The sequence below is a fragment of the Dyadobacter ginsengisoli DSM 21015 genome (assembly GCF_059568735.1).
In genome coordinates, this window is the sequence record NZ_JCANTY010000002.1 from 664,355 (window position 1) to 686,522 (window position 22,168).

Sequence of the window (22,168 nt, forward strand, 5' to 3'; positions counted from 1 at the left end):
CGCTCCTGCCAGCAAACCGGAGGATGGCTCAAAAAAGCAAATAAATGGCGTAGAGCAGGGAAGTCCACAGCGCGGCTCCTGCGATAACCGTGATCATCACACCACCCAAAAAAGGCAGCTCGGCGGGCTTTGAAAGTTTTATTGACCTTTCCATTATCCAGAAACAATTAACACTAATGACAGAGGATGGGACTGCAACAGAATCAGTTACAATTTCCGGTCATAAAATTAATGGATAGAAATGAATTGTAAAGTAGCCTGAATTAAATGTACTAATCCTAAGATATCGACGAATAATAGTAGCTATTCGACATTTTATTAGTATAAATTCATAGATTGCCTCAAATTCAGCTAAATCCGGCCTTTCTCCGCTTGTAAATCTCCACTTTTTTGAACAGTTCGAGGATATTGGTGACTTCCAGTTTTTCGAAAATCCGGGCCTTATAAGTCGATACCGTACTTTCCTTGATATGGAGATCGATCGCAATGTCCTTCGTCCACTTTCCGGTCAATAGCATATCCATAATCTCGAGTTCACGATTTGAGAGGATTTCCAGCGGACTCTCCTTGCTTTCCCTTTCCAGCAAAGTATTATTGACCAGCTGGTCCTGGATAAGATTGCTGATATAGGTTCCTCCGTTGAGAACGGACGTAATCGCTTTTTCCAGCTCTTCGTTAGAAGTATCTTTGGGCAAAAACCCGTTTGCACCCGCCTTTATGTAGTGAATCGCGTACAATTCTTCATCCTGGGACGAGAAGATCAATATCTTCACCTTGCTCTGAATGTCCCGGATTTTGCCGATCATATTGAACGCTTCACCGCCGGGGATCTTGATATCGAGGATGACAAGGTCAAAAAACCTCGATTGAAGAAGTTTAAGTGTTTCGTTAAAAGTGCCTGCTTCGATCACTGTGACCGAAGATAAAAAATCCTCTATTAAAAGCTTCACACCCATTCGTACGATCGAATGGTCTTCTACCAGCAAAACTGTTTTCATTCAAATGCCTGTTACTTCAAATCAGTTTTAAAAGTAGTTTAATATAAATAAAATTTTATGTAGAAAATTGACTACATCAAGTTATTTTGTAAAAATAATGTGAACCGATGTTCCGGCTGGTAGATTTGGCCTCGCAAGTAACCGCGCGCGTATCATCGGACTGATCTCTTTTACAATCAACAACCCCATTCCGAAGTTCTGCTTCGCATCCTCAGAGGCCGGCAGCTCCCTGGCATCACTGTTGATCCAGCCGCTCACCGACGCGTCCATGCCCGGTCCCGTATCATGCACAATCACGTGCAGTTCGTCCCGAAAATCCTCGGTGGTAATACTAATAATGCCTCCGTTGGTAGCTTTGTTTGCGTTGTCGATGAGATTGTGCAGAACAATGCTCACCAGTTGCAGGTTGTTCTTGATGATCACCCCCGGCTTCACGCCATTCACAAATTCGTTTGCATTGACCTCCGCGTCGTGCATAAAAATCGCGAATTTCTGATCCACGAGTTCATTCACGTCGAGGTAGCTGAATTGCACCCCCTCGTTCTTGTACCGGAACTCGGTATACTCCAGCAGGTTCTTCATAAAGTGGTACAACCGATAGCTCGACTGGCTGATCGCCCGCACCGTGGGCAGATCGGGATGGTTGCGGGCAAGGCGGCCGGTGGTAGTCATCAGAAACCGGAGCGGGCTCTTGATATCATGAGAAATGCTGGCGATCAAATGCTTCTGATGGATGTATTCGGTTTCCAGTTTTTTCCGCGAGTCTTGCAGATAGGCCAGGCTGGCACTTAGTTCGCTGCTACGCGCGTCCAGATCGCTGATCGTATCATAAAAGGAGCTGAAAAAGTAATAGTTGATCAGGACCAGAAACACAAAATTGTGAAAAAGCAGGACCGCGATCGTAAAGCTGCCTGACCCCTCGGGCCCCCAGGGGATATTCATGCCGAGATGGTGCCCCAGGAGTACATACAGAATGAAGGGGATCACCGTCACAAAGGAGTAGATAAGGCCCCAGCGGTTACCCAACCCGTAGAATGCGCAGATACTTACGATCACAACATATTGCAGGGTCACGAGGTCGAATCCGTTCTGGAAAATGAACAGGTTCGTCCAGATAATACCCATAAAAATCAGAACAGCTGTGTGGATGGCCTTTCGCCATTGAAAACCCATTGTCACGGCGGTGTAAAAAATCATCGCCACACCCAGCAGTACAGCGACGCGGATTGCTTGCAAACGGTAATTCTCCGCAATGTAAAAGATAAGCAGAAGCGTCGTGGTAAATATCCTCAGGTAAAGTGCATAGGATAGTACTTTAATGCGGGCCCGATTGAGAATATTGAACTCTTCCCTTAGTTGTTTTCGAACAGGCCATTCCAGAATCGATCGGATCATTTACGCATGGTTTCAAATTCAGCCCCGTACCGCTATGACTATACGAAGTGATATGGAACTAGGACAGAGTGTATGCAGAAAGAGCCAAATCTACCTAAAAATCGTAACAGATATTGTAGAGAAATTGCTACATTCCAAACAATAGCCGTCTACATACTGTTTTTACCAGGGTCTTAAATTTGTATGCGCTCGCAGTTGGACAGACCAAACACATGCGATCCTGAGAAAAGCGGGAGTCCTAAATGCTATGAAGTAGCTTATAAATGTTGAGTATAATCTTACACCTTCCGGCGCTGCTGAGCAGGTGTTTTTTATTTGCCGGGATCGAGGACTATTCAGGTTGAGTGAAGCCGCGCAGCATACACTCACCGATCAGGACTGTTCTTTGATTGGATATTCTGACTCTGCCACCCGGGTGGCGCGGCAATGAAATAAAGAGGAACGTAGTGTGAGTGTGTGTAGCGTTCGTAACGTTATTTGCCGGCCTTATCCTGCGCCTGCTTCTTCGCCTTCTTCACCTCTCCCGGTGTAAATTCACCATTGATCCATCTGACAAAATTTTTGGATTGAACCTGATAAACCTGGGCGGAAAGCGGCTTCAAGTCCGACTTTTCGATTTCAAGAAGATAATCAGCCAGAAGCCTGTTGATTTCTTCCAAATATTTACTTTGCGTTTTCATGCGAGGATTTTGTGTTTTACAAATAAAGAACTATTCTGATAATCAATCAAGTGCGTGATTTTCCAATCACGTTGCAAGTATAAACCATTCCGCTCTTTCCGTTTTCTGTTTTGTGGTGAGAACACTGAATTTGAGGGTGTAAACTACCCTTCGTGGGGAGAGCAAAATATCCTATCAAATCCCTTCAGTGAGCATTAAACTTTTACTACAAGACATTGTCCAAGCCTCGCTACCACTCAAATAAACAATGTGTTATGGAGGTAAAAGCTAAACTTTTAATCGCAGCTACACTGTTTTTGACAACCGGATACCTGCCCTTACGTGAACACCCTGCCTCTGATGTTTTCCCATATCGCCAGGCCGGGCTCACGAAAGAACAAGCCGCCGCACACCTGCTAAGCCGGTTTACATATGGTCCTCATCCCGGAGAAACAGACCATATCGTACAAATGGGCCTGGAAAACTGGTTTGAGGAGCAGCTGGACGGAAACCTTCCGGACGAATACCTGGCCAAACGGCTTGCTGATTACCCCGCACTGCAACTGAGCAATGCGGAAATTGTGGTAAAATACCCCAAAAACGGGCAACTGATCAGAATGGCTGTTCATGACGGCTTCATCAGCAAGGATTCCATCGCCTCCGCCGGGAAGAAAGCATACCGCGAAGAGGTGGCCGCTTATATGAAAGAAAAAGGATATCTGCCACAGAAAGAACTCTTCCGGCAGCTGATCAACCAGAAGATCCTCCGGGCGGCGTATTCCCGTAATCAGCTCCGGGAAGTACTAACCGACTTTTGGTACAACCATTTCAATGTCTCCCTTACTAAAAACCAATGTGCACCATTCATACCGGCTTACGAACGTGACGTGATCCGGCCGCATGTGACAGGAAGATTCGGTGATCTGCTCCTTTCCACGGCCCAGTCGCCAGCCATGCTGTACTATCTCGACAACTTCAGCAGCGCATCCCCATTGGACCGGCAAGCCGACATCCGGCACTTTCGGAAACCCAAAAACAATGTGAACGCCCTGGAGAAGATTGCAAAGGCACGAAAGAACCGGGGCCTCAATGAAAACTACGCACGGGAAATAATGGAACTACATACCCTCGGCGTGGACGGCGGGTACACGCAGCAGGATGTCACCGAAGCCGCCCGCATCCTCACCGGATGGACCGTTGTTCCCATGGGCACATCTAGAGATACAGCGAAAGGAACTGAAAAACGATACACCCGCGATATCCAATCTGTCCGCAAAGGCGACTTCCTTTTCACACCCAAACGACACGATACCGGAGAGAAAATGGTATTGGGACAAAAATTCGCGGCTGGCGGCGGGTACGAAGAAGGTGTAGCATTACTCGGCATGTTGGCCGGTCACCCGTCGACCGCCCGGTTGATCTGCAAGAAACTGGCCATACGATTCGTAAGCGATGCGCCTCCGCAAACGCTGATCGATCAAATGGTGAATACCTTTGAAACCAGGAATGGGAACATCGCGGCGGTGCTCACGACTATGGTATATGCACCGGAGTTCTGGCAAAAGGACATCCTGAGAGAGAAAACCAAGTCCCCCTTCGAACTGGTGATCAGTTCGATCAGGGGACTGGATGCCCACATACAAACCCCTGATCAGCTATATACATGGATCAGCCGGATGGGACAGGACATCTACCATTATCAGGCTCCGACAGGCTTCCCCGATAATGCCAGATACTGGATCAACACCGGTGCATTGCTCAACCGGATGAACTTCGGGCTCGCGGTCTCCGGCGGACGCATTCCCGGCATTCACGTGGACCTGGCCCGTATCAATCAGTACCGGGAACCGGAAAGCACCGCTGCGGCAATGCACACCTATGGCAGTCTGATCATGCCCGGACGCGACCTGTCGCCAACTTTCCTCCGGCTCACACCGATGCTGACCGCCCCCGACCTGGAAAGAAAAGTCGGAAAAGCGGCAATGCAAGCGGATACTTCGATAACCGGCAGCCGGCAATCGCAAATGCTAACACCTGCCGGTAATATGCTGGCACAGGTTGTGGGCATATTGATCGGCTCCCCTGAATTTCAGCGCAGATAACCCCAAAAACGTAAGACTTATGATCACAAGAAGAGGGTTTTTAAAATCGGGTAGCTTAACGATGTTCGGCGTCGGCCTGGGCGGGGTGCCCGATTTCCTGACCAGAGCCGCTGCTTCCAGGCCCAACGGCACCCAATTCGGCAAAAAGAAGGTAATGGTATGCATTTTCCAGCGTGGCGCAATGGATGGGCTTATGGCAGTATCGCCTTTCAATGACCCGTATTTGAAAGCCGCGAGACCTACCCTTTTCATGTCGCCGTCTCAAAGCGCTTCTGCAAAGCCGCTCATCGACCTGAACGGGGAGTTTGGCCTGCATCCCTCCTTCCTGCCGCTGGAAAGTCTTTTTCGCGAAAAGCAGCTGGCGATCGTACATGGTATCGGTTCACCCAACCAGACGCGCTCTCATTTCGATGCCCAGGATTATATGGAATCGGGCACGCCATTCCGTAAGGGAACACCGAGCGGATGGCTGAACCGCGCCGCCGGACTTTTAGGGCACGAATCGGCCTCACCCTTTCAGGCCGTCAGCGTCACATCTTCCATGCCCCGCTCACTGTACGGCGACAACCCGTCGATGGCCATCAGCAACTTACAGGATTTTGCGATTAAGGTGAAAGGCAGTCCGGTCCAAACCAGCATGGCCGCCCGGTCTTTTGAAGAGTTGTATGACCAGACGTCGCAAAATCTTCTGAAAGAAACAGGTAAGGAAAGCTTTGATGCGATGAAAATACTGCAAAGCGCATCCGTAAGCAGGTACCAGCCTGCCCATGGGGCCGACTATCCGAAATCACCATTGGGCAACGCATTGAAACAGATCGCGCAGCTCATTAAAATGGAGATCGGGCTTGAAATCGCTTTTGCTGAGTCCGGGGGCTGGGACACTCATTTTAACCAGGGTACGCAAAACGGTGTTTTCGCCCGAAATGCTGCCGACCTGGCTAATAGCATTGCGGCATTCTGGACCGATCTCGATGTTTTTCGCAACAGGATCACCGTGATGACGATGACGGAATTCGGCCGCACGGTCAAACAGAATGGCACCGGCGGAACGGATCATGGGCGGGCGTCCTGTAATTTTATCCTGAGTAATGATGTAAAAGGTGGGATTGTTCACGGGAAAATTGCCCCGCTGGCTACGGAAAACCTGGAAGACGGCCGGGATTTACCGGTAACCACCGATTTTAGAGCTGTTTTCAGCGAAGTTGCCGGTGCGGCGCTGGGCATTCACAACGACCACCAACTGTTTCCCGAATGGAACGGATCAAAGATTGGAATCATGAAGGGGTAGGTATGCTGTTCTCGAAAAATCTGAACCGCCCGAAACAGCGACAGGTGACGGTATCCTATATACTTTTAAGAAAAACTGCATGGTGAACAAAGGATATGGAGGGCCCAGCATGTTCGCACCAAATCCATTTACAGACAAGGCTTTGAGTTCTCCAGACACCTCCTGTCAAAGCAATGGGGCAGGATCGTTCGCCGACCACCACCCCGTTGCTTTGACCTCAAAACGCTCCTAATCCTTTTTCCGCAGATACACGTTGTTGCTGATCGATTCCAACGTCACGTCGGGTCCGCCCCCGTTGAACTTGCCTTCCAGCAGGTAACCTACGATCGGGTTTTTCTCCTTCTTCTTTCCAAAGTCGATGTCCAGATCGGAATAGACTTCACCCGTAATGGTTTTTACCGCTACATTCGCCCCCTTCGACTTTGGCCAGGTCATATCCACAAACCCGCTGATCGTCTTGGCGAACACCGTCGTAGTCGCGCCCTGGATATCGATGTTCCCATTGATAGTTTCCAGTTTCAGCTTGGCCTGACGAGGTAAATTGACCTCATAGCTGATTTCACTGCATACGTAGTAGTTGTTTTCACCGTCGTTTGTGCGCCAGGTGTGCTTCTCGCCCGGGCAGTCCTCCCCCTTTCCATTTTTCAGCAGTTCCTTGTCAAAATCCGTTTTCAGGATCATTTCATCGGCCGTACTGGCCGTGGTGACGAGGAATGCCTCATTCAGTTTGTTCTGGTTGATCTTCACTTTTATATGAACCGACACCTCAGCCTTGTCCCAATACCGGACGCGGATGCTGTCTCCGAAACGGAGGTTGAGATTGACAGTCTTCCCGTTTTCATAAGGCAACTTCTTATCAATGATCTTCTGGGCAATTGCCGGTTGTAATGCGAGGCTCAGGATGGCCAGTATTAATATATTTTTCATGGTAATAGATGCGATTTACAGTGGCTACTTCTGTTTGCGGATATAAATGTTGCTGCTGATGGTATTGAGCGTCATCTCGACTCCTCCGCCGTTGATCGATCCGTCGATATTTGCGGCGCCACCTACTTTCGACATCCCATCCTTGCTGTTTTTGGTCCCGAGATCGAAATCCGTGTACATTTCGCCGTTGATAGACCGGAGTTTCAGGTTCGATTTGGCGGCAGCTGGCAGCGTAATGTCGATCTCCCCGCTGATAGAGGAAATAGCGGTCGGCTTTCCCTGCGAGAGCGTCGAGAACGTGGCGGTAACTTCACCGCTGGTGGTATTCGCCACTACCGGACCGGTGATGTTATTGAGCGTGATATTGGCGCTGTTTGTTTTGACTTCCAGGTCTCCATCCATGTTGGAGATCGTCAGCCCCGAACCACCCTGCCAGTTGGTTTCGTGGAAAAGCACCGCAACCTGCCTCGGGAGCTTAATCGTATATTTCACCGACTTGCGCGTTGCTTTCTCTATTCTCAGACCCGACGCATCCGGCGTAACAGACAGCCCTATGCCCGAGTTGTCGACCGCGGTATAGTAGAGTGGCTTCAGACCCTTGGCACGATCCGGCGGCGCCTCGTAGCCCGAAGAGGCCTGAATGATCACGTCGTCGCTGTTGTGCCCTTCGATTTTGACAACACTGGAATTGAGTTCCAGCACCACCTTTTTATCCTTCGAATTAGCGAGTTTGGTCTTGTATTCGAGATTTTGCGCGTGCGCAATGCTCAGGCTCCAAAGGAAGCCCGCGCTTATAAGCAGTACTTTTTTCATGGTTTGATTAAAATAAATGGTACTTGAGATATTGACTTGTTTGATTTTCTTTATGAACCCAGGCCCGAAGGCCTGGGCTGTTGATATGCCTCGGCCGCGTTACACGTCGGCATTCAGTCGGTTTACGCCCTCCGTTGCTTTCAACCGCACCACGTCCAGCACTTCCTGGTCGCGGGCCAGCTGCTGAAACTGATCGACGGCCCGCTTCTCCTTGATCGCCACCAGTGCTTCGATCAGCGATATCTGAATGTTCGGGTCAGTCTGGATCGCCAGCGACTGGATCAGCGCCTCTTTCACATCGGCTTCGTTGGCAAAGTGCGTCAACGCCTGACAGGCAGCCAACCGCACGTTCACATTGGCATCGAAGTTGAGCGTATTGATCAAAAGTTGGGTAATATCGCGATCAGCGGCATCAATGGTATAGCTCTGGTTTACCGCCTGGATTCTTTCACTGGCGGAAGTACTCGTCATTTGTTCGAATGCCAGCACTTTTTTCATCTCCGTCACCTCTTCCGCTTCGCCGAACGCAGTCACATTGCCGGACCTGGCCTGGATCAGCCAGCCCGCACCGAATCCTACCAGCAATAATGCAAGCCCCGCAGCTATACGAACCAGCCAGCTACCCAAACGGCGCACCGGCCCCTGCTTCGGCGGATCCAGCTTCAAAGCCAGCTCATGGTTGAATCCCAATGACGGGTACTCATTTTTTGCCTGTATAAAATAACCAAACTGCGCGGCATGGCTTTGCAAATGCATCGGTACGTCCCCGTTCTGGAAATACTGCTTCAATGTGCGTTCCTCCTCCAGACTGGTGTCCCCGTCGTAGTATTTCTCCAATAGTCTTTCAATATGCTCCATAGTTGTCAGCCTTTAAGTAGTTCTCCCGCAGCTTTTGCCTGGCCCGCGAGAGGATCGTCCGGATGTTGGCGTTGCTCAACCCCGTCACGTCTTCGATTTCTTCTAATGTATACTCCTCCACATCCCGCAGGTGCAGCACCAGTTTCTGCTGTTCCGGAAGGTCGCCTATCAGCCGGTGTATGAGTCCCGCGCTATCGCTGTTCTCGACCTGCCTGTAAGGGGAAACATCCGCTGCCTGCATCGCCACCATATCCGTTTCGTGACTCGTTTTCTGTTTGTGATGTGATTTTAGCCTGTCGAGACAAAGATTTTTGGTCATCTGTACTGCCAGCGCTTCCACGCTCTGGTAACTTTCCAGCTGCTGCCGGTTGGTCCAGAGCCTCAGCAACACATCCTGAATGGCGTCCTCTGCCTCCTCGCGGTTACGAAGGAACATCTGCGCCAGACGGAACAGGCGCCCCTGGACGGGAAGAATGCGTTGGTTGAAGGCTTGTAAATCCATATTCACTAGCATAGACGACCGGTTACCGGAAACGTTACGGGATTTACGAAAAAATTTTTATCCTGCGTCCAGCCCCGAACAAAACTGTTCGCTTTCGGACAAGCGTACGGCATAGAAAAGCTCCGCAATTAGCTAAAAAAGGCATTTTTACATTGTGGCAAAGTATTTGTTTTGCATTATTACAACTAATAAGCTGTGCGGACATGAAAAGAACTTTTCTCGGGGAATTTGAAGAAATCGTCCTGCTGGTGGTGGCCGGTTGTACCGAAGAAGCCTATGGCGTGACAATTTGGGAGCGCGTGCAGGAATACACGGGCCGGTCTGTTTCACTGAGCGCGGTGCACGCTACTTTATACCGGCTCGAAGAAAAAGGGTTCCTTACCTCCGAAATGGGCGGTGCCACAGCCGAGCGAGGCGGCCGGCGGAAGCGTTTTTTCAGCATCACCAACTATGGTAACCGCGCATTGCAGGAGATCAATGAGATCCGCCAGCAACTCTGGCAGGCTATTCCGGCCGAAAAGCTGCAACCCAAGCTTAGCTTTTCATGATATGGAAAAGGCACAACAGCATAACAATCCGCCCCGTTGGATCGACCGGCTGCTTACGATCGTCATCGCACCGCACTTCCTGGAAGACATCCTGGGAGATCTGCACGAGGTATATGCGCAGCAGACGCTGCACGGTACCGTTCGAACGCCCCGGCTACGGTACCTGTTTGCAGCATTGCGGTACATAAGGCCCTATTTTATAAAACGCAGGCCCAGCGCCTATTCCCCCACCTATATTTTTAGCCCAGCCATGATCCGGAACTATCTCAAAATTTCAATTCGTACGCTCGCCAAGAACAAGGCTTACAGCTTCATCAACATTACAGGACTCGCCCTGGGCATGGGCGTAGCCATCCTGATCGGCCTCTGGATTTACGACGAACTTTCATTCGATCGTTATTTCAAAAATTACGACCGCATTGCCCAGGTATCGCAGCATCAGACTTTCAACGGTCAAATCGGGACGCAAACGTCGCTTCCATTCCCGATCGGTGATGAGATCCGGCGTAACTATGGCGCGGATTTCAAATACGTGGTAATGGCCTCCTGGAGCAACAAGCATATCCTGGCGTCCGGAGATAAAAAGTTCTCCAAAAACGGGACATTCATCGAACCCGACGGACCGGAAATGCTTAGTCTCCGCATGCTCCACGGCACACGTTCGGGCCTGAAAGACCCCTATTCCATCATGTTGTCAGAGTCTGTTGCAAAAGCCTATTTTGGAGATAGAGACCCGATTGACAAAACCATCAAGATCGACAACAACCTCCATGTGAAAGTAACGGGTGTATACGAGGATTTCCCCCATAACACCTCATTCAGCCAAATGGCATTCATGATGCCCTGGCAACTGATGATCGTCGCCAATCCCTGGCTCAAAACGATGGAGGATCCGTGGCGCCCCAATGCCTATCAAACCTTCGTGCAACTGATCGACCACGCCGACATCAATCAGGCCTCAGCACGTATCAAGGACATTAAAGTCAAAAACATCAATAAAGAGCAACTGAAATACAAACCGGAGGTATTCCTGAATGCCATGAGCGACTGGCACTTATTTTCCGAGTTCAAAGGTGGTCACCGGACAGGCGGGCGGATTGAGTTTGTATGGCTTTTTGGTACGATAGGTGTGTTTGTGTTGTTGCTGGCCTGTATCAATTTCATGAACCTCAGCACAGCGCGTTCTGAAAAACGTGCCAAGGAGGTCGGCATCAGAAAGGCTGTGGGATCATTGCGCAACCAGTTGGTGACCCAATTCTTCACTGAGTCATTCCTGGTCGTCGGATTAGCATTTATACTTTCTATTGTGCTGGTCCTGCTTTGCCTGCCATTTTTTAATGAGGTCGCAGACAAAAAGATGGAAATGCCCTGGACGAAGCTTGGATTCTGGGTTGCAAGTATCGGTTTTAGCGTGATTACAGCCGTCATCGCCGGTAGCTACCCGGCCTTATACCTGTCGTCCTTCCAGCCGGTGAAGGTGCTCAAAGGTGCTTTCCGGGCCGGGCGGTTCGCAGCCATGCCCCGCAAGGTACTGGTGGTTGTCCAGTTTTCGGTGTCCATTATACTTATCATCGGTACTGCGGTTGTATTCCGGCAGATTCAGTTTGCCAAAAACCGTCCGGTGGGTTACAGCCGCGATGGCCTCCTTGCGCTCTTTATGACTACCCAGGACATTCACAAGCACTTTGATGCGGTAAAGCTGGAACTGAAAAACAGTGGCGCAATTGCCGAAATCGCCGAATCCAACAGTCCCACCACCGAATCGTGGTCATCCACGAGCGGGTTTGAATGGAAGGGCAAAGACCCCGAACAGTCGGTCGACTTTGCATTCGACGAAGTTTCCTACGATTACGGAAAAACGGTCGGCTGGCAGTTTTTGCAGGGGCGTGATTTCTCCCGGGAGTTCGCCACCGATTCGGTTGCATTGGTCGTGAACGAAACGGCCGTCAAATTCATGGGATTACAAAATCCGGTGGACGAACCGCTGACCTGGTTCAAGAAACCGTACAAGATCGTCGGTGTAATTAAGGACATGGTCGTACAATCGCCCTACGCACAGGTGCGTCCGCTGTTTTTCTGTCTGTCGTCGCAGGGAGGTAGTGTCATGAATATCCGGCTCAACCCATCCCTGAGCTCGTCGACATCATTGCAGAAGATCAAGACGGTTTTCGAAAAATATGATCCGGGCTCACCGTTCGAATATGAGTTTGTGGATGAAGTGTATTCCCGCAAGTTCTTCGACGAAGTCAGGATCGGCAAGCTGACGACTTTTTTCTCTCTGCTTGCGATACTGATCAGTTGCCTGGGCCTTTTCGGGGTTGCCTCCTACATGGCCGAACAGCGTACCAAGGAAATTGGTGTCCGCAAGGTACTGGGTGCTACGATTTTCAGTGTATGGGGCTTGCTGTCGCGTGATTTTGTACTGCTGGTCTGCGTGGCATTCCTCATCGCAACGCCCGTTGCCTACTATTTTCTGGAAAACTGGCTCGCGAAATACGAGTACCGTACCACTATTGCCTGGTGGATATTCGTTTTGACCGGTGTGGGCACGTTGCTTATCACGCTGGTGACGGTCAGCTTTCAAGCGATCAAGGCAGCCACGATGAACCCGGTCCGCAGCCTGCGGTCGGAGTAACGGGTTATAATACCGCGCCGGCCCCAGCAAATTTTCCAAGTCTTTCTTAACTCGAAATCATGCGTGACCACCGCCCTCCCCGCTGGGCAGATTACCTGCTCGAACAGTTCGTCAACCCCCATTTCCTGGAAGACATTCAAGGAAACCTGGAAGAGGTTTTTGCGCGGCGCGTACGCGAAAAAGGCATCGCATATGCGCGCCGGGAATACGCTGTTGCGGCGATCCGGCACCTTAGACCCTATTTTTTGAAGAAAAACAAAAGTTCCTATCCTTCCGTATCCAACCTGAGTACCGATATGCTGAAAAACTATTTTATCTCCGCCTGGCGCCATTTCATGAAAAACAGGCAATTTACACTGCTGAATGTAGTCGGTTTATCTACCGGATTAGTCTGTACCCTACTTATTTACCTTTGGGTAACCGACGAACTTCGGTTCGACAAATTCCATGAAAAGGATAACCGCCTGTACCAGGTGATGATCCACGAAAAAGGAGGCGACGGCCTGGTGACCTCGGAAGGTACCGGCGGTATCTTGCGGGAATTCCTGATCAGGGATATGCCGGAAGTCGAAATGACGGTCAGTACCACGCCGCAATCTTGGTTCCAGAAGTTTAACCTGACGCACGATAACCGGACCATCAGCGCCGCAGGCAACTTCGCCAGCTCCAATTACTTTCAGATATTCTCTTTCCCGCTTTTGCAGGGCAACGTCCATTCCGTCCTGACTGACAAAAATACGGTTGCCATTTCAGAACAACTGGCGGTCCGGCTATTTGGATCGTCTGAAAAGGCCATGAACCAGACGCTCGAATGGAAATGGCAGGCATTTTCGCGCAAATGCCAGGTGAATGGCGTCTTCAAAGACATGCCCCACAATTCATCCGAACAATGCGATTTCGTAATCCCGATGAGCGCGTGGGACGATGTACTGCCACAAAGCGGCATGCCCAATACCGCCAGTGGCCCTTTTCACAACTTCGTGGTACTCAGGCCCGGTGCCAATGCGCATTTGTTTGAACAAAAACTAAGTGGTTTTGCGAAAAAGCGCTTCAAGGACAAAAACGCTACGCTGTTTGTCAGAAAATACTCCGACGGTTACCTCTATAGCAAGTATGAAAACGGCGTCCAGGCAGGCGGCAGAATCGAATATGTCAAGCTTTTCGGAGCTATTGCGGTCTTTATCCTCCTCATTGCCTGCATTAATTTCATGAACCTGTCCACGGCCAAAGCATCGGTGCGGGTGAAAGAAGTCGGGGTCAAAAAAGCGCTCGGCGCGGGAAGGCTTACCTTGATCTACCAATTCCTGGGCGAATCAATGCTCATGAGCTTCATAACAGTCTTGCTGGCGGTGATCATTGTCTTTCTGGCGTTACCCCGGTTCAACCTGCTTACCGGTAAGCATCTCGTTCTGCATTTCGAATGGCCACTGCTCGCCTCGCTGCTTGCAATCACGATCCTGACCGGCCTGCTGGCAGGCAGCTATCCTGCATTATACCTGTCCCGCTTCAATCCCGCACTTACCTTGAAAGGAAAGTTGCTCAGTTCGATCGGCGAATTGTGGGTTCGCAAGGGACTGGTGGTGTTTCAGTTCAGCGTCTCGGTGGTGTTTATCATTTCGGTGCTGGTGGTTTACCGGCAGATTGGCTTTGTCCAGACCAAGAATCCTGGCTACGACAAGGATAATATGATCTACTTCGAAACGGAAGGCAAGTCTGCCGAGAAAATGGAAACCTTTCTCGCGCAACTAAAATCGATGCCAGGCGTCGTGAATGCGTCCAGTATCCAGCAAAAGATCATTCTTCCCGCCTTCCTGCCCGGAACCGGCGGCGGGGTTCGCTGGGATGGTAAGAATACCGATGACCAGGTCCGTTTTTACCGGATGCCTGTCAACTACGACCTGATTGAAACGATGGGCATACAAATGTCGGCCGGACGCAGCTTTTCACGGTCCTACGGTTCCGACGCCAACAGCATTGTCATCAACGAATCGGCCGCCAAAGCGATGGAAATCAAAGATCCGGTCGGCAAAACGATCACCATCGGCGGAAAGGAGCAGCGTATTGTGGGAGTTGCCAAAGACTTCCATTTTAACTCATTACACGAAAAAATCAAGCCGTTCATTCTCTATTTGTCCCCCGCAGAGACTATGCTGGTCATGGTAAAAATCGCGGCAGGAAAACAAACGGAGACCATCGCCCGCTTGCAGGATTTTTACCGGACATTCAATCCTGGTTATTCATTTGACTATAAGTTCCTTGACCACGACTACCAGGTCCAGTACGCGTCTGAAAAACTGATGGGCGAGCTTGCCCGGTATTTTGCCATTCTGGCCATCATTATCTCATACCTAGGGCTCTTCGGGCTGGCGGCATTTACGGCGGAGCGGCGCAAAAAGGAAATCGGTGTTCGTAAAGTACTGGGAGCCAGTACAGCGGGCGTGGTTGCAATGCTATCGAAGGAATTCCTGGTGCTGATTCTCGCCGCTATTGTGGTAGCGTTTCCGCTTGCGTGGTGGCTGATGCACCAGTGGCTTCAAAGTTTCGCTTACCATGTTTCCGTCAGCACGGGTATTTTCGCAGGTACTGCGGCATTGATGATCATCATCACATTGGCTACCATCAGCTTCCAGTCGGTCAGGGCAGCATTGACGAACCCGACGAAGTCGCTGAAATCGGAGTGATCGATGTTATAGTCAAAGATAAGCCATCCACTATGAACCGCATCGCGCTGCTGTTACCGCTTCTGTTTCCGGGTTTATGCGCATTGGCACAAACCGCGGCAACAGATTGCCTCCTGCAACACACACAGGACAGCCTCGTACACGCCTATGCGCGCCGGGCCCACCGGTTTGGGTGGGAGGACGCGCGCTGGGATATGACTTTCGACTCACTGCTCGCCATATGCCCCCATATCTCGGAAGTTTACCAGGAAAAGGGCTTCCGGCAGATCGCAAAGGGCGACGTTCAAAAAGCCATCACTTATAGCGATAAAGCAGTGGAGCTCGACCCTAAGCGCTGGCTGGGCTACCGCGGCTATCTGCATTGCCTGATTACAAAGAATTTTAAGCAGGCTATTACCGATCTGGAAGCAGCCGAACAGCTCACGCCCAATGCATTCACGATGGACCATACCTTCTCATTTTTCCTGGCATTGAGCCATATGGAGCTGGGCAACTATCCGCAGGCCGAAAAGTATTTTATCAAAGACATTACCCAGCAAAAGCGTGGGGAGGGCCACAATGACTTGCATTTCAATACACTGCTATATTTTGGCATACTGTACTACCTGATGAATGAGTTCGATCAGGCTGAAATGCGGCTGAACGAATGCCTGCAACTTTACGAAATGCATCCGATGGCTAATTACTATATGGGCATGACCATGAAAGTTACCGGGAACAAACGTCAGAACGGCTATTTCGAAAAGGCTCGCCAAGCCATGCAGGACGGTTACGCATTGAACGAACCCAACCTGCGCTTCGCAAAATTTCCGCGGCAGGTCACGATAGAGGACATTGAGAAACGGTGACGATCACAGCTTGGGCTCCACCCAAAGCACTGCCAAACAAACCATTAGCCAGGCATACCACAACCAGCCCGGCAACTTCCGGGAGGTCTGCGCGTCTTCCGCTGTGTTCTTCATACCCAGCTTTTGAGCGGAGTGAATAAAATGCTGCATTTGCGATGCGTACCGAAGCGGCGAGTAATCCTGCACATAGAACTCCGTACCCGGCGGATCATTCAGAGCTAACCAGCCCGATTGCACCGGCAGGTAAGTAGCAGTAGCCGAAAGATTATTCAATGCGGAAATGTTTGTAAAAACGGTATCCCGGCCTATTGTCAGAAACCGTGGCACCGGCTGGTAGTTGTTCAACTGTAATGCGGCCGGTACATCCTTGAAAACCGGGGCATCACACCAGATAACAGCTCCTTTTGCAGGACGCACGTACGCAAGTATTTCACTCCATACTTTCCCGTAAGCAGCGCTGTCGCCGGAAAACTGCATCGCAAAAGTCTCATTCAGGAGGCTTACGGCGATTTTTCCGGTTGTCTTTTCGGTCATCACGGTATAATGCGGTGCCTTGGTCTGAAAACCGCGCGTCTCGAAACGGAACGGCTGCGCAGTGAGTAAATCCGCCACCGGCACCGACTCCTCATTGGAAACTTTCACAGCCTGAAAGCCCGTACCCAATGCGGCATTGATCGCCCTCAGCTCCGTCAATGGCTCGTCCAATTGTAAAAAAAGCACGCTATTCCCTGCATTCACTACCTTTCGGACGGCCCCATCAGCGGCATTCGACGCCGTGGTGATAATAAGGTCGGGCTCAGCGGGGCGGTTGATTTTCAGTCTATTTTGTATGTTTTTGGCTAATGCGGCTTCATATATAACAGCGTGGCCCTGCTTTCCGAGCCAGGTAGCCAGGTTACGGGTTTCAAAATCGGGGTTATCGAGCAGGAAACGGACCGTGAGCTTTTCTTCCGGCTGCGCGAAGAAGCGGAGCGTGTCGATCGTCCTGCCGCCGAGATGCAGCGTCGTGGTGGTACGGCCTTCGGTGAATGCAGGAAATTCGAGCAGAAGGCGGTTTGTACCGGCATTCAACTGTAAACTATCCAGCGTCTGGCCGCCATACCGGATCTGTAACATCTGCCTTTCCCCCGTTTGAATGCTGCCTTCGATCCTTTGCAATTCGCCTTTCCGCAGTATCCCTTTCCAATGCAAGTCGCGGACTTCGCCCGTTGCGAAATAGGGCAGCCATCGCACTTCCGGCGGGTTTCCGGACTGGCGGATCGCTGCCAGAACAGCATCGTCGAACTGCTGTCCGGCGATTATGAGCGTATCCAACTCCCTGCTACGGAGCTCGTCCGCCCCGATCACGTCGGCGCCGCGTAAACTGTCGCGCATGTGAACGGCAACTTCCGGGGGGACATTTTCAGCAATCAGCAATCCTACTTTTGAGCGGGTACTGGATTTAAAATAAGGATCGAGCAGCCACGCCAACACACTTATCCAAAGCAACGCATTCAAAACCAACCTAATACCAAACCTTCCCGAATGACGATGCCGCGCGACGAGCATTCCGCATTGCACAGCCAGCAACACTAATGCTACAATCACCAGCAGCAGGTTTACAGGTTGGGCCCAGTTGAAATCGGTATGGATCATTCAGTTTTAAATTCTTTCTAAATTTTCTGGTAACAGGCTAACGCAATGCCTTTCGGAATGCCGCTTCCAATTTTTTACCGCTCGTCCACGACGGCCGGCTTTGCAATGTGGGATCCGTTCGCTTGTATAAATCGCGCTTCAAATCCGCTATCTCACTCACATTCAACGCCCGGCCAGCGGCGAGCTTCTGCAATGCGGCTATGGTATTCCAGTTTTGCAAGCCGCCATTGAACGGCCCGCTGTCGGTCAGCCGCTGCGTCAATTGCATGCTCAAAGCAGCCAGTTTCGCCTGCTCCGGTTTATGCGGATGTTCTTTTTCCAGGTAACCGAGCATGGTCGCAGCCAGCGCAGCGGTTGGTTGTTGGTCAAACTGCTTTTCGTAGTCCCATTTGGTCGCCAGGTCTTTCAATTCGCCAGTCAGCCGCTTCTCCTTTTCTTTGATCGGCGGCGGGTCGTAACCACTCTTTTTGACATAAGTTCGTGCCTTTTGCTGGGCAGTTTTGAGGTATTCCAATGCCTTGTGCTCAAATGGAAGCGCTTTTTCAGGTTCATAGGTGCGCAAATGCAGCTCCGATTGCCACATTTGTTCCAAAGCCATTTTCAACAGGCTGCGCGTCGACTGCTCGTAAAAAGTATTCGTCTCGGCATCGTCGTGCGAATGCGTGTATTGCTCCATCAATGCGGCAAGCGGGTCCTTCTCACCCGCGGGCTCCTGCTTGTGCTCATGTGCGTGGCCGTCCGCCGGGTCGCCTCCGGACGGCTTGCCGTCTGGCGATTCTCCCACGCGCGACTCGGCCCCTTCTCCCTGGCCGTCGGAATGATGCGTAAATGCATCTATAACATTGCCTGCATCAGCCCCCGCCCCGTCGCCACCGATACTGGTTTCGAATTCCTCGCCCAGATATTGCCCATACCGCAACCTCAGCACTTTCTGATCGAACCCGATTTCGTTGGAAGTGGAATTGAATTCGTTGGTTTTCAACCTTTTCCGTTTGGCAATCAATTTTTCGGTGTCGATAATGATTTGCCGCTGGCTCCGGAAATATTCGGGCATAATGTTCACGGCCATGGTTGCCAGCTCGGCTTCTTCGATTTTCGCAGTGTCCATAAATACAATAAAATAGGTATCACTTTTGCTAAAATTCGCTTCCGGCTCGCGGTTATCGGCCGCTGCCCAATAGTAGTAAAGCTCGTCGCCGGGCGTGAAGTTAAGGGCATTGAGATCGATGGTTTTCTGAATTTCCGCCTCCTTGAAACCAGCCGGGCCTACCGGCATCCGTATTTCCCTGAACTTGACGTTTTCACCCGAACCACGGGCCACGGTAGCGACGATGAACGCCTGCCTGACCCTGAAATCGTCGGATATTCTGGCGGAAACGGTGATGTTGTTCGGGTCTTTCAGATGATGATAGCGGTAGAGCTCTTTTGAGGCCGGCTCGATGCGCGGCACCAGGTCGGGCGATGCTTCCAGTTTGTAAAAATCGGATTGATAGATCAGTGAATCTCTCCAATAACCTTTGATAGAATACAGGCCGGAACCGGCAATGCGGTCTTTATGGACAAATGAACCGCTGTATTCGTGCAGGGCAACCTTCTCGCCCCGGCTGTTGGTAATGTAAACCGACAACCCCGCAGGATCGCTGAACCGCACCGTCCATTCAACGCCAGAGCCCACTATCGAGCTGATATTCAAATCATCCGATTCTCTTCCCACCAGCCCTGTGTAACCCGGCGGAGTCACTTTCACATGAGCCGAATGGTACCGGGGAACGGCCTGCCGTTCAGTTTTGGGCAAGACAGCCTGTACCGACCGGCTATTACCAGGTTTCTTACGTTGGCTAGTTAAAACCCACCATCCATGGTTAATTGCCACAGCCAGCAACAAGATGCCGAAATACACCCAGACGCCACGGTAGACCGCCCGGCGCGGGAAAGAAATTTCACTGGCGGCGATCCGTTCAAGCTGCATTTGCTCCGCAGTATTCAGATCTTGCTTGTCGAGGAGATCGAGACTGTATTCCGCGCCCGGATTATGCTGGTGGATAAGCGAGATCGCGACGCGCTTCTTATCGGTAAAAGCCTTGGTTACCACCAGCCCGATCACCAAGCCGACCGTTACAACCAGTTCAACTAACCATACACGGTCCCCCAGGAAAGCACGGGCCACGAGGCGAAACGACACGCCCAGCAAAAAGAATTTCAACAGCGCCAGCCATTGCATATGCGTGTTCACCGATTTGACGAGCTTCCTTAAATCAGCCATGTTTTCCCGCCGGTTTTCGAAGCGCCAGCCAGCGCTCTGTGATCATCAAACAAACCAGAATAAGCAACAACCAGGGCCGCAGATTCGCCTCGCTTTGTGCATTCGTTGCAAGTATTTTTGTAAACAATGCATGAAGCTGGCCTTTGCTCAAAAACGGGCCATCCGCTTTGAACTTCATGCGTTTCACGATTAAATCGCCGAGCCATTCGGGAAACCGCCCGCTTTCGACCAGCTCTGAACCGGTAACATCCAGGCTATCCCGCAGCTGGACCACATTCAGCGGAGCGCCCCAATGCAGGATGTTGCCCGAGACAATGTACATCGTTTCCGGCATCGGATCGGCCACCGGCTGGTTGGTGAATACCCAGTCGTATCGTTTTTCCGGATTTTTCTGTTTTTCCAATTCAAAATTAAAACCGTACACTTCCGCGAGCGCATTCAGCGCGGCAGTTACGGTTTTCTCCTCGTCGGCGTCACGGTAATCGAGCAAAATGCGGACAGGCGTTCTTGCCGCCAATGCTGTTTTGTTTAATTCAAAAGGCTTATTCTGGGTTGAATCAGTCGCGGGGAAGAGCTGGTAATCGCCGGGGACATATACCCGCGGGAATTCGTCCGGTGACAGGTCATTTTTGAAATACAACTTAAAAACCCCCTCCTTACCCATTGCCAATGCATTGATATTCTGCTGCAAATGCGCAAGCCCCTGACCACTGGCGGGTAACTCGTTCAATGCACCCACGGTTTCGGGTGTAATGCCCGCCCAATAGGCTTTTTCGCCCTTTTTCAGGGCCGTTTCCAGTTCGAAGCGATAAGTTTCGGTTACCAGCCGGTCGGGTTGGATCAAATGCACCACTTCGGGCTGTGCGACCCCTTTCAGCCATTCGGGGACGGGTTTACTCAATATCAAGACTATTAATGCAACCAGCAGGCAACGCAAAAGCATCAGCCAAACCTCATTGAGGCGCAAGCCACGGTGTTGGAGCGTCGTTTGCTCGCCCAGCCAGCGCATAGCGGCCCATTCGATTGTTTTTCCCTTTTTCTGATACCAGAAATGGAGCGCCACCGGCATCACCACGGCCAACATTCCCCAAAGCATGTATGGTTGCAGGAACATCATCAGCCTTTTCTTCTCGTTAAAAATGCTTTCAATACCATACCGATCGGCTCGCTCATACGCGCCCGTACCAGGCGCACGTGGGGAATTTGCAGCGCCGTTTTCAGGTCGGCCAGGTAGGCCTGCATGGAAGTGTGGTACTGCACCGCAACAGCACCGGCATCCAGCTCGATCTCGCCGCCGCTTTCGAGGTCTTTGAAGCGGTAGAAACCTTTCAGGTCAAAATCCATCTCCTGATCTCCGAGAATTTGGAAAATCACGATTTCGCGATACGGCCCGGCCAGCGAGCGGATCCACGAAAGCCATTCATCCCCTACCTGCAACAAATCGCTCACAAATATGACCTGCTCTTTTTTCTTAGACTGAAAATCAACCTTTTGTAGCGAGGATCCCTGCCAAGGCCCGTCCGCGGACGTCTTTTCCAAACCGACCAATATCTTCTGAAACGCCTGCCTGGCCGACGAAGCCGAGCCCGTGCCACTAATCGTCTCCACACGCCCGGCTTTCAAGCCGTACAGACTCATCTGATCATTTTGAATGTAGCACAAATAGGCCAGGGAAGCCAGCAGCACCTGCGCATATTGCAGCCTACTAACGCCGTTCTCGGTATAATTCATCGAGCCGGACAAGTCTAGCATCAACCGGATCTGCCGGTCGCTTTCCGTCGACGACTCCCGGACGAGGTGTTTGTCTGTCCTTGCAAAAAGCTTCCAGTCGATGCGTTTCGGGTCATCGCCGGGCTCGTAATGCCGGTATTGTTCAAATTCGATGCCGATCCCGGAGCGCTTGCTGGAATGGATACCCAGCATCAGCTCGTCACTGACCAGCTTGCCGGTCAGTTGCAGGTTTTTGAGCTTGATAAGGCTGGCCGCCAGTAGTCCGGTTGATTTTTGCATCGTCTT

General features: G+C 51.0%; 18 protein-coding genes. 6 read left to right on the forward strand and 12 right to left on the reverse strand.

What is annotated here, in order from left to right; translation table 11 throughout:
* Window positions 1-28: 28 nt before the first annotated feature.
* From BP71_RS09080 to BP71_RS09095, 4 genes are all read right to left on the reverse strand, one after another.
* Window positions 29-154 carry a hypothetical protein gene (locus tag BP71_RS09080; protein WP_496378300.1) on the reverse strand — a complete coding sequence of 42 codons (126 nt, stop codon included), beginning with the start codon at window positions 152-154 and terminating at the stop codon, window positions 29-31.
* A gap of 193 nt (window positions 155-347) precedes the next feature.
* Window positions 348-998, reverse strand: coding sequence for a response regulator (locus tag BP71_RS09085; RefSeq protein WP_496378302.1), 651 nt, complete (start codon window positions 996-998; stop codon window positions 348-350).
* An 81-nt stretch (window positions 999-1,079) separates the two neighbouring features.
* Complete coding sequence (locus BP71_RS09090) at window positions 1,080-2,393, reverse strand: sensor histidine kinase (protein ID WP_496378304.1); 1,314 nt, start codon at window positions 2,391-2,393, stop codon at window positions 1,080-1,082.
* 473 nt (window positions 2,394-2,866) lie between these two features.
* Window positions 2,867-3,073: a hypothetical protein gene (locus BP71_RS09095; RefSeq protein ID WP_496378306.1), complete on the reverse strand. Its 207-nt coding sequence runs from the start codon at window positions 3,071-3,073 to the stop codon at window positions 2,867-2,869.
* A gap of 254 nt (window positions 3,074-3,327) precedes the next feature.
* Here BP71_RS09095 and BP71_RS09100 point away from each other — a divergent pair, with 254 nt between their 5' ends.
* On the forward strand, window positions 3,328-5,154 hold the full coding sequence (locus BP71_RS09100) for a DUF1800 domain-containing protein (RefSeq protein WP_496378308.1): 1,827 nt from the start codon (window positions 3,328-3,330) through the stop codon (window positions 5,152-5,154).
* A gap of 19 nt (window positions 5,155-5,173) precedes the next feature.
* Window positions 5,174-6,442: a DUF1501 domain-containing protein gene (locus BP71_RS09105; protein WP_496378310.1), complete on the forward strand. Its 1,269-nt coding sequence runs from the start codon at window positions 5,174-5,176 to the stop codon at window positions 6,440-6,442.
* A gap of 228 nt (window positions 6,443-6,670) precedes the next feature.
* On the opposite strand, the gene BP71_RS09110 is transcribed toward BP71_RS09105, so the two are convergent.
* The 4 genes from BP71_RS09110 to BP71_RS09125 form a co-directional block, all read right to left on the reverse strand.
* On the reverse strand, window positions 6,671-7,369 hold the full coding sequence (locus BP71_RS09110; RefSeq protein ID WP_496378312.1) for a DUF4097 family beta strand repeat-containing protein: 699 nt from the start codon (window positions 7,367-7,369) through the stop codon (window positions 6,671-6,673).
* A 24-nt stretch (window positions 7,370-7,393) separates the two neighbouring features.
* Complete coding sequence (locus tag BP71_RS09115; protein WP_496378314.1) at window positions 7,394-8,182, reverse strand: DUF4097 family beta strand repeat-containing protein; 789 nt, start codon at window positions 8,180-8,182, stop codon at window positions 7,394-7,396.
* Between the two features lie 99 nt (window positions 8,183-8,281).
* Window positions 8,282-9,040, reverse strand: a complete 759-nt coding sequence (locus BP71_RS09120) for a HEAT repeat domain-containing protein (RefSeq protein WP_496378315.1) — start codon at window positions 9,038-9,040, stop codon at window positions 8,282-8,284.
* A complete protein-coding gene (locus BP71_RS09125) occupies window positions 9,027-9,542 on the reverse strand; it encodes a GFO_1088 family ECF-type sigma factor (protein WP_496378317.1) in 516 nt (171 codons plus the stop codon). The genes BP71_RS09120 and BP71_RS09125 overlap by 14 nt, the downstream gene beginning before the upstream one ends.
* A 203-nt stretch (window positions 9,543-9,745) precedes the next feature.
* Here BP71_RS09125 and BP71_RS09130 point away from each other — a divergent pair, with 203 nt between their 5' ends.
* Genes BP71_RS09130 through BP71_RS09145 form a run of 4 tightly spaced genes read left to right on the forward strand, consistent with a single transcriptional unit; the run spans window position 9,746 to window position 16,254 of the window.
* The gene (locus tag BP71_RS09130; protein WP_090156215.1) at window positions 9,746-10,090 is read left to right on the forward strand and encodes a PadR family transcriptional regulator; all 345 of its coding nucleotides are present in this window, start codon (window positions 9,746-9,748) and stop codon (window positions 10,088-10,090) included.
* Between the two features lies 1 nt (window position 10,091).
* Entirely contained in the window at window positions 10,092-12,725 is a 2,634-nt protein-coding gene (locus BP71_RS09135; RefSeq protein WP_496378319.1) for an ABC transporter permease, read from the forward strand.
* 59 nt (window positions 12,726-12,784) lie between these two features.
* The gene (locus BP71_RS09140; protein ID WP_496378321.1) at window positions 12,785-15,406 is read left to right on the forward strand and encodes an ABC transporter permease; all 2,622 of its coding nucleotides are present in this window, start codon (window positions 12,785-12,787) and stop codon (window positions 15,404-15,406) included.
* Window positions 15,407-15,438: 32 nt separating this feature from the next.
* Complete coding sequence (locus BP71_RS09145) at window positions 15,439-16,254, forward strand: tetratricopeptide repeat protein (protein WP_496378323.1); 816 nt, start codon at window positions 15,439-15,441, stop codon at window positions 16,252-16,254.
* Between the two features lie 3 nt (window positions 16,255-16,257).
* Here BP71_RS09145 and BP71_RS09150 read toward each other — a convergent pair whose 3' ends face one another.
* The 4 genes from BP71_RS09150 to BP71_RS09165 are packed head-to-tail and all read right to left on the reverse strand — an operon-like array spanning window position 16,258 to window position 22,162.
* A complete protein-coding gene (locus tag BP71_RS09150; RefSeq protein ID WP_496378325.1) occupies window positions 16,258-17,889 on the reverse strand; it encodes a hypothetical protein in 1,632 nt (543 codons plus the stop codon).
* Between the two features lie 37 nt (window positions 17,890-17,926).
* Window positions 17,927-20,152, reverse strand: coding sequence for a hypothetical protein (locus tag BP71_RS09155; RefSeq protein WP_496378327.1), 2,226 nt, complete (start codon window positions 20,150-20,152; stop codon window positions 17,927-17,929).
* Entirely contained in the window at window positions 20,145-21,269 is a 1,125-nt protein-coding gene (locus BP71_RS09160) for a BatA domain-containing protein (RefSeq protein ID WP_496378329.1), read from the reverse strand. Before BP71_RS09160 ends, BP71_RS09155 begins: the two co-directional genes overlap by 8 nt.
* Window positions 21,269-22,162: a DUF58 domain-containing protein gene (locus BP71_RS09165; protein ID WP_496378331.1), complete on the reverse strand. Its 894-nt coding sequence runs from the start codon at window positions 22,160-22,162 to the stop codon at window positions 21,269-21,271. The genes BP71_RS09160 and BP71_RS09165 overlap by 1 nt, the downstream gene beginning before the upstream one ends.
* Window positions 22,163-22,168 lie beyond the last annotated feature (6 nt).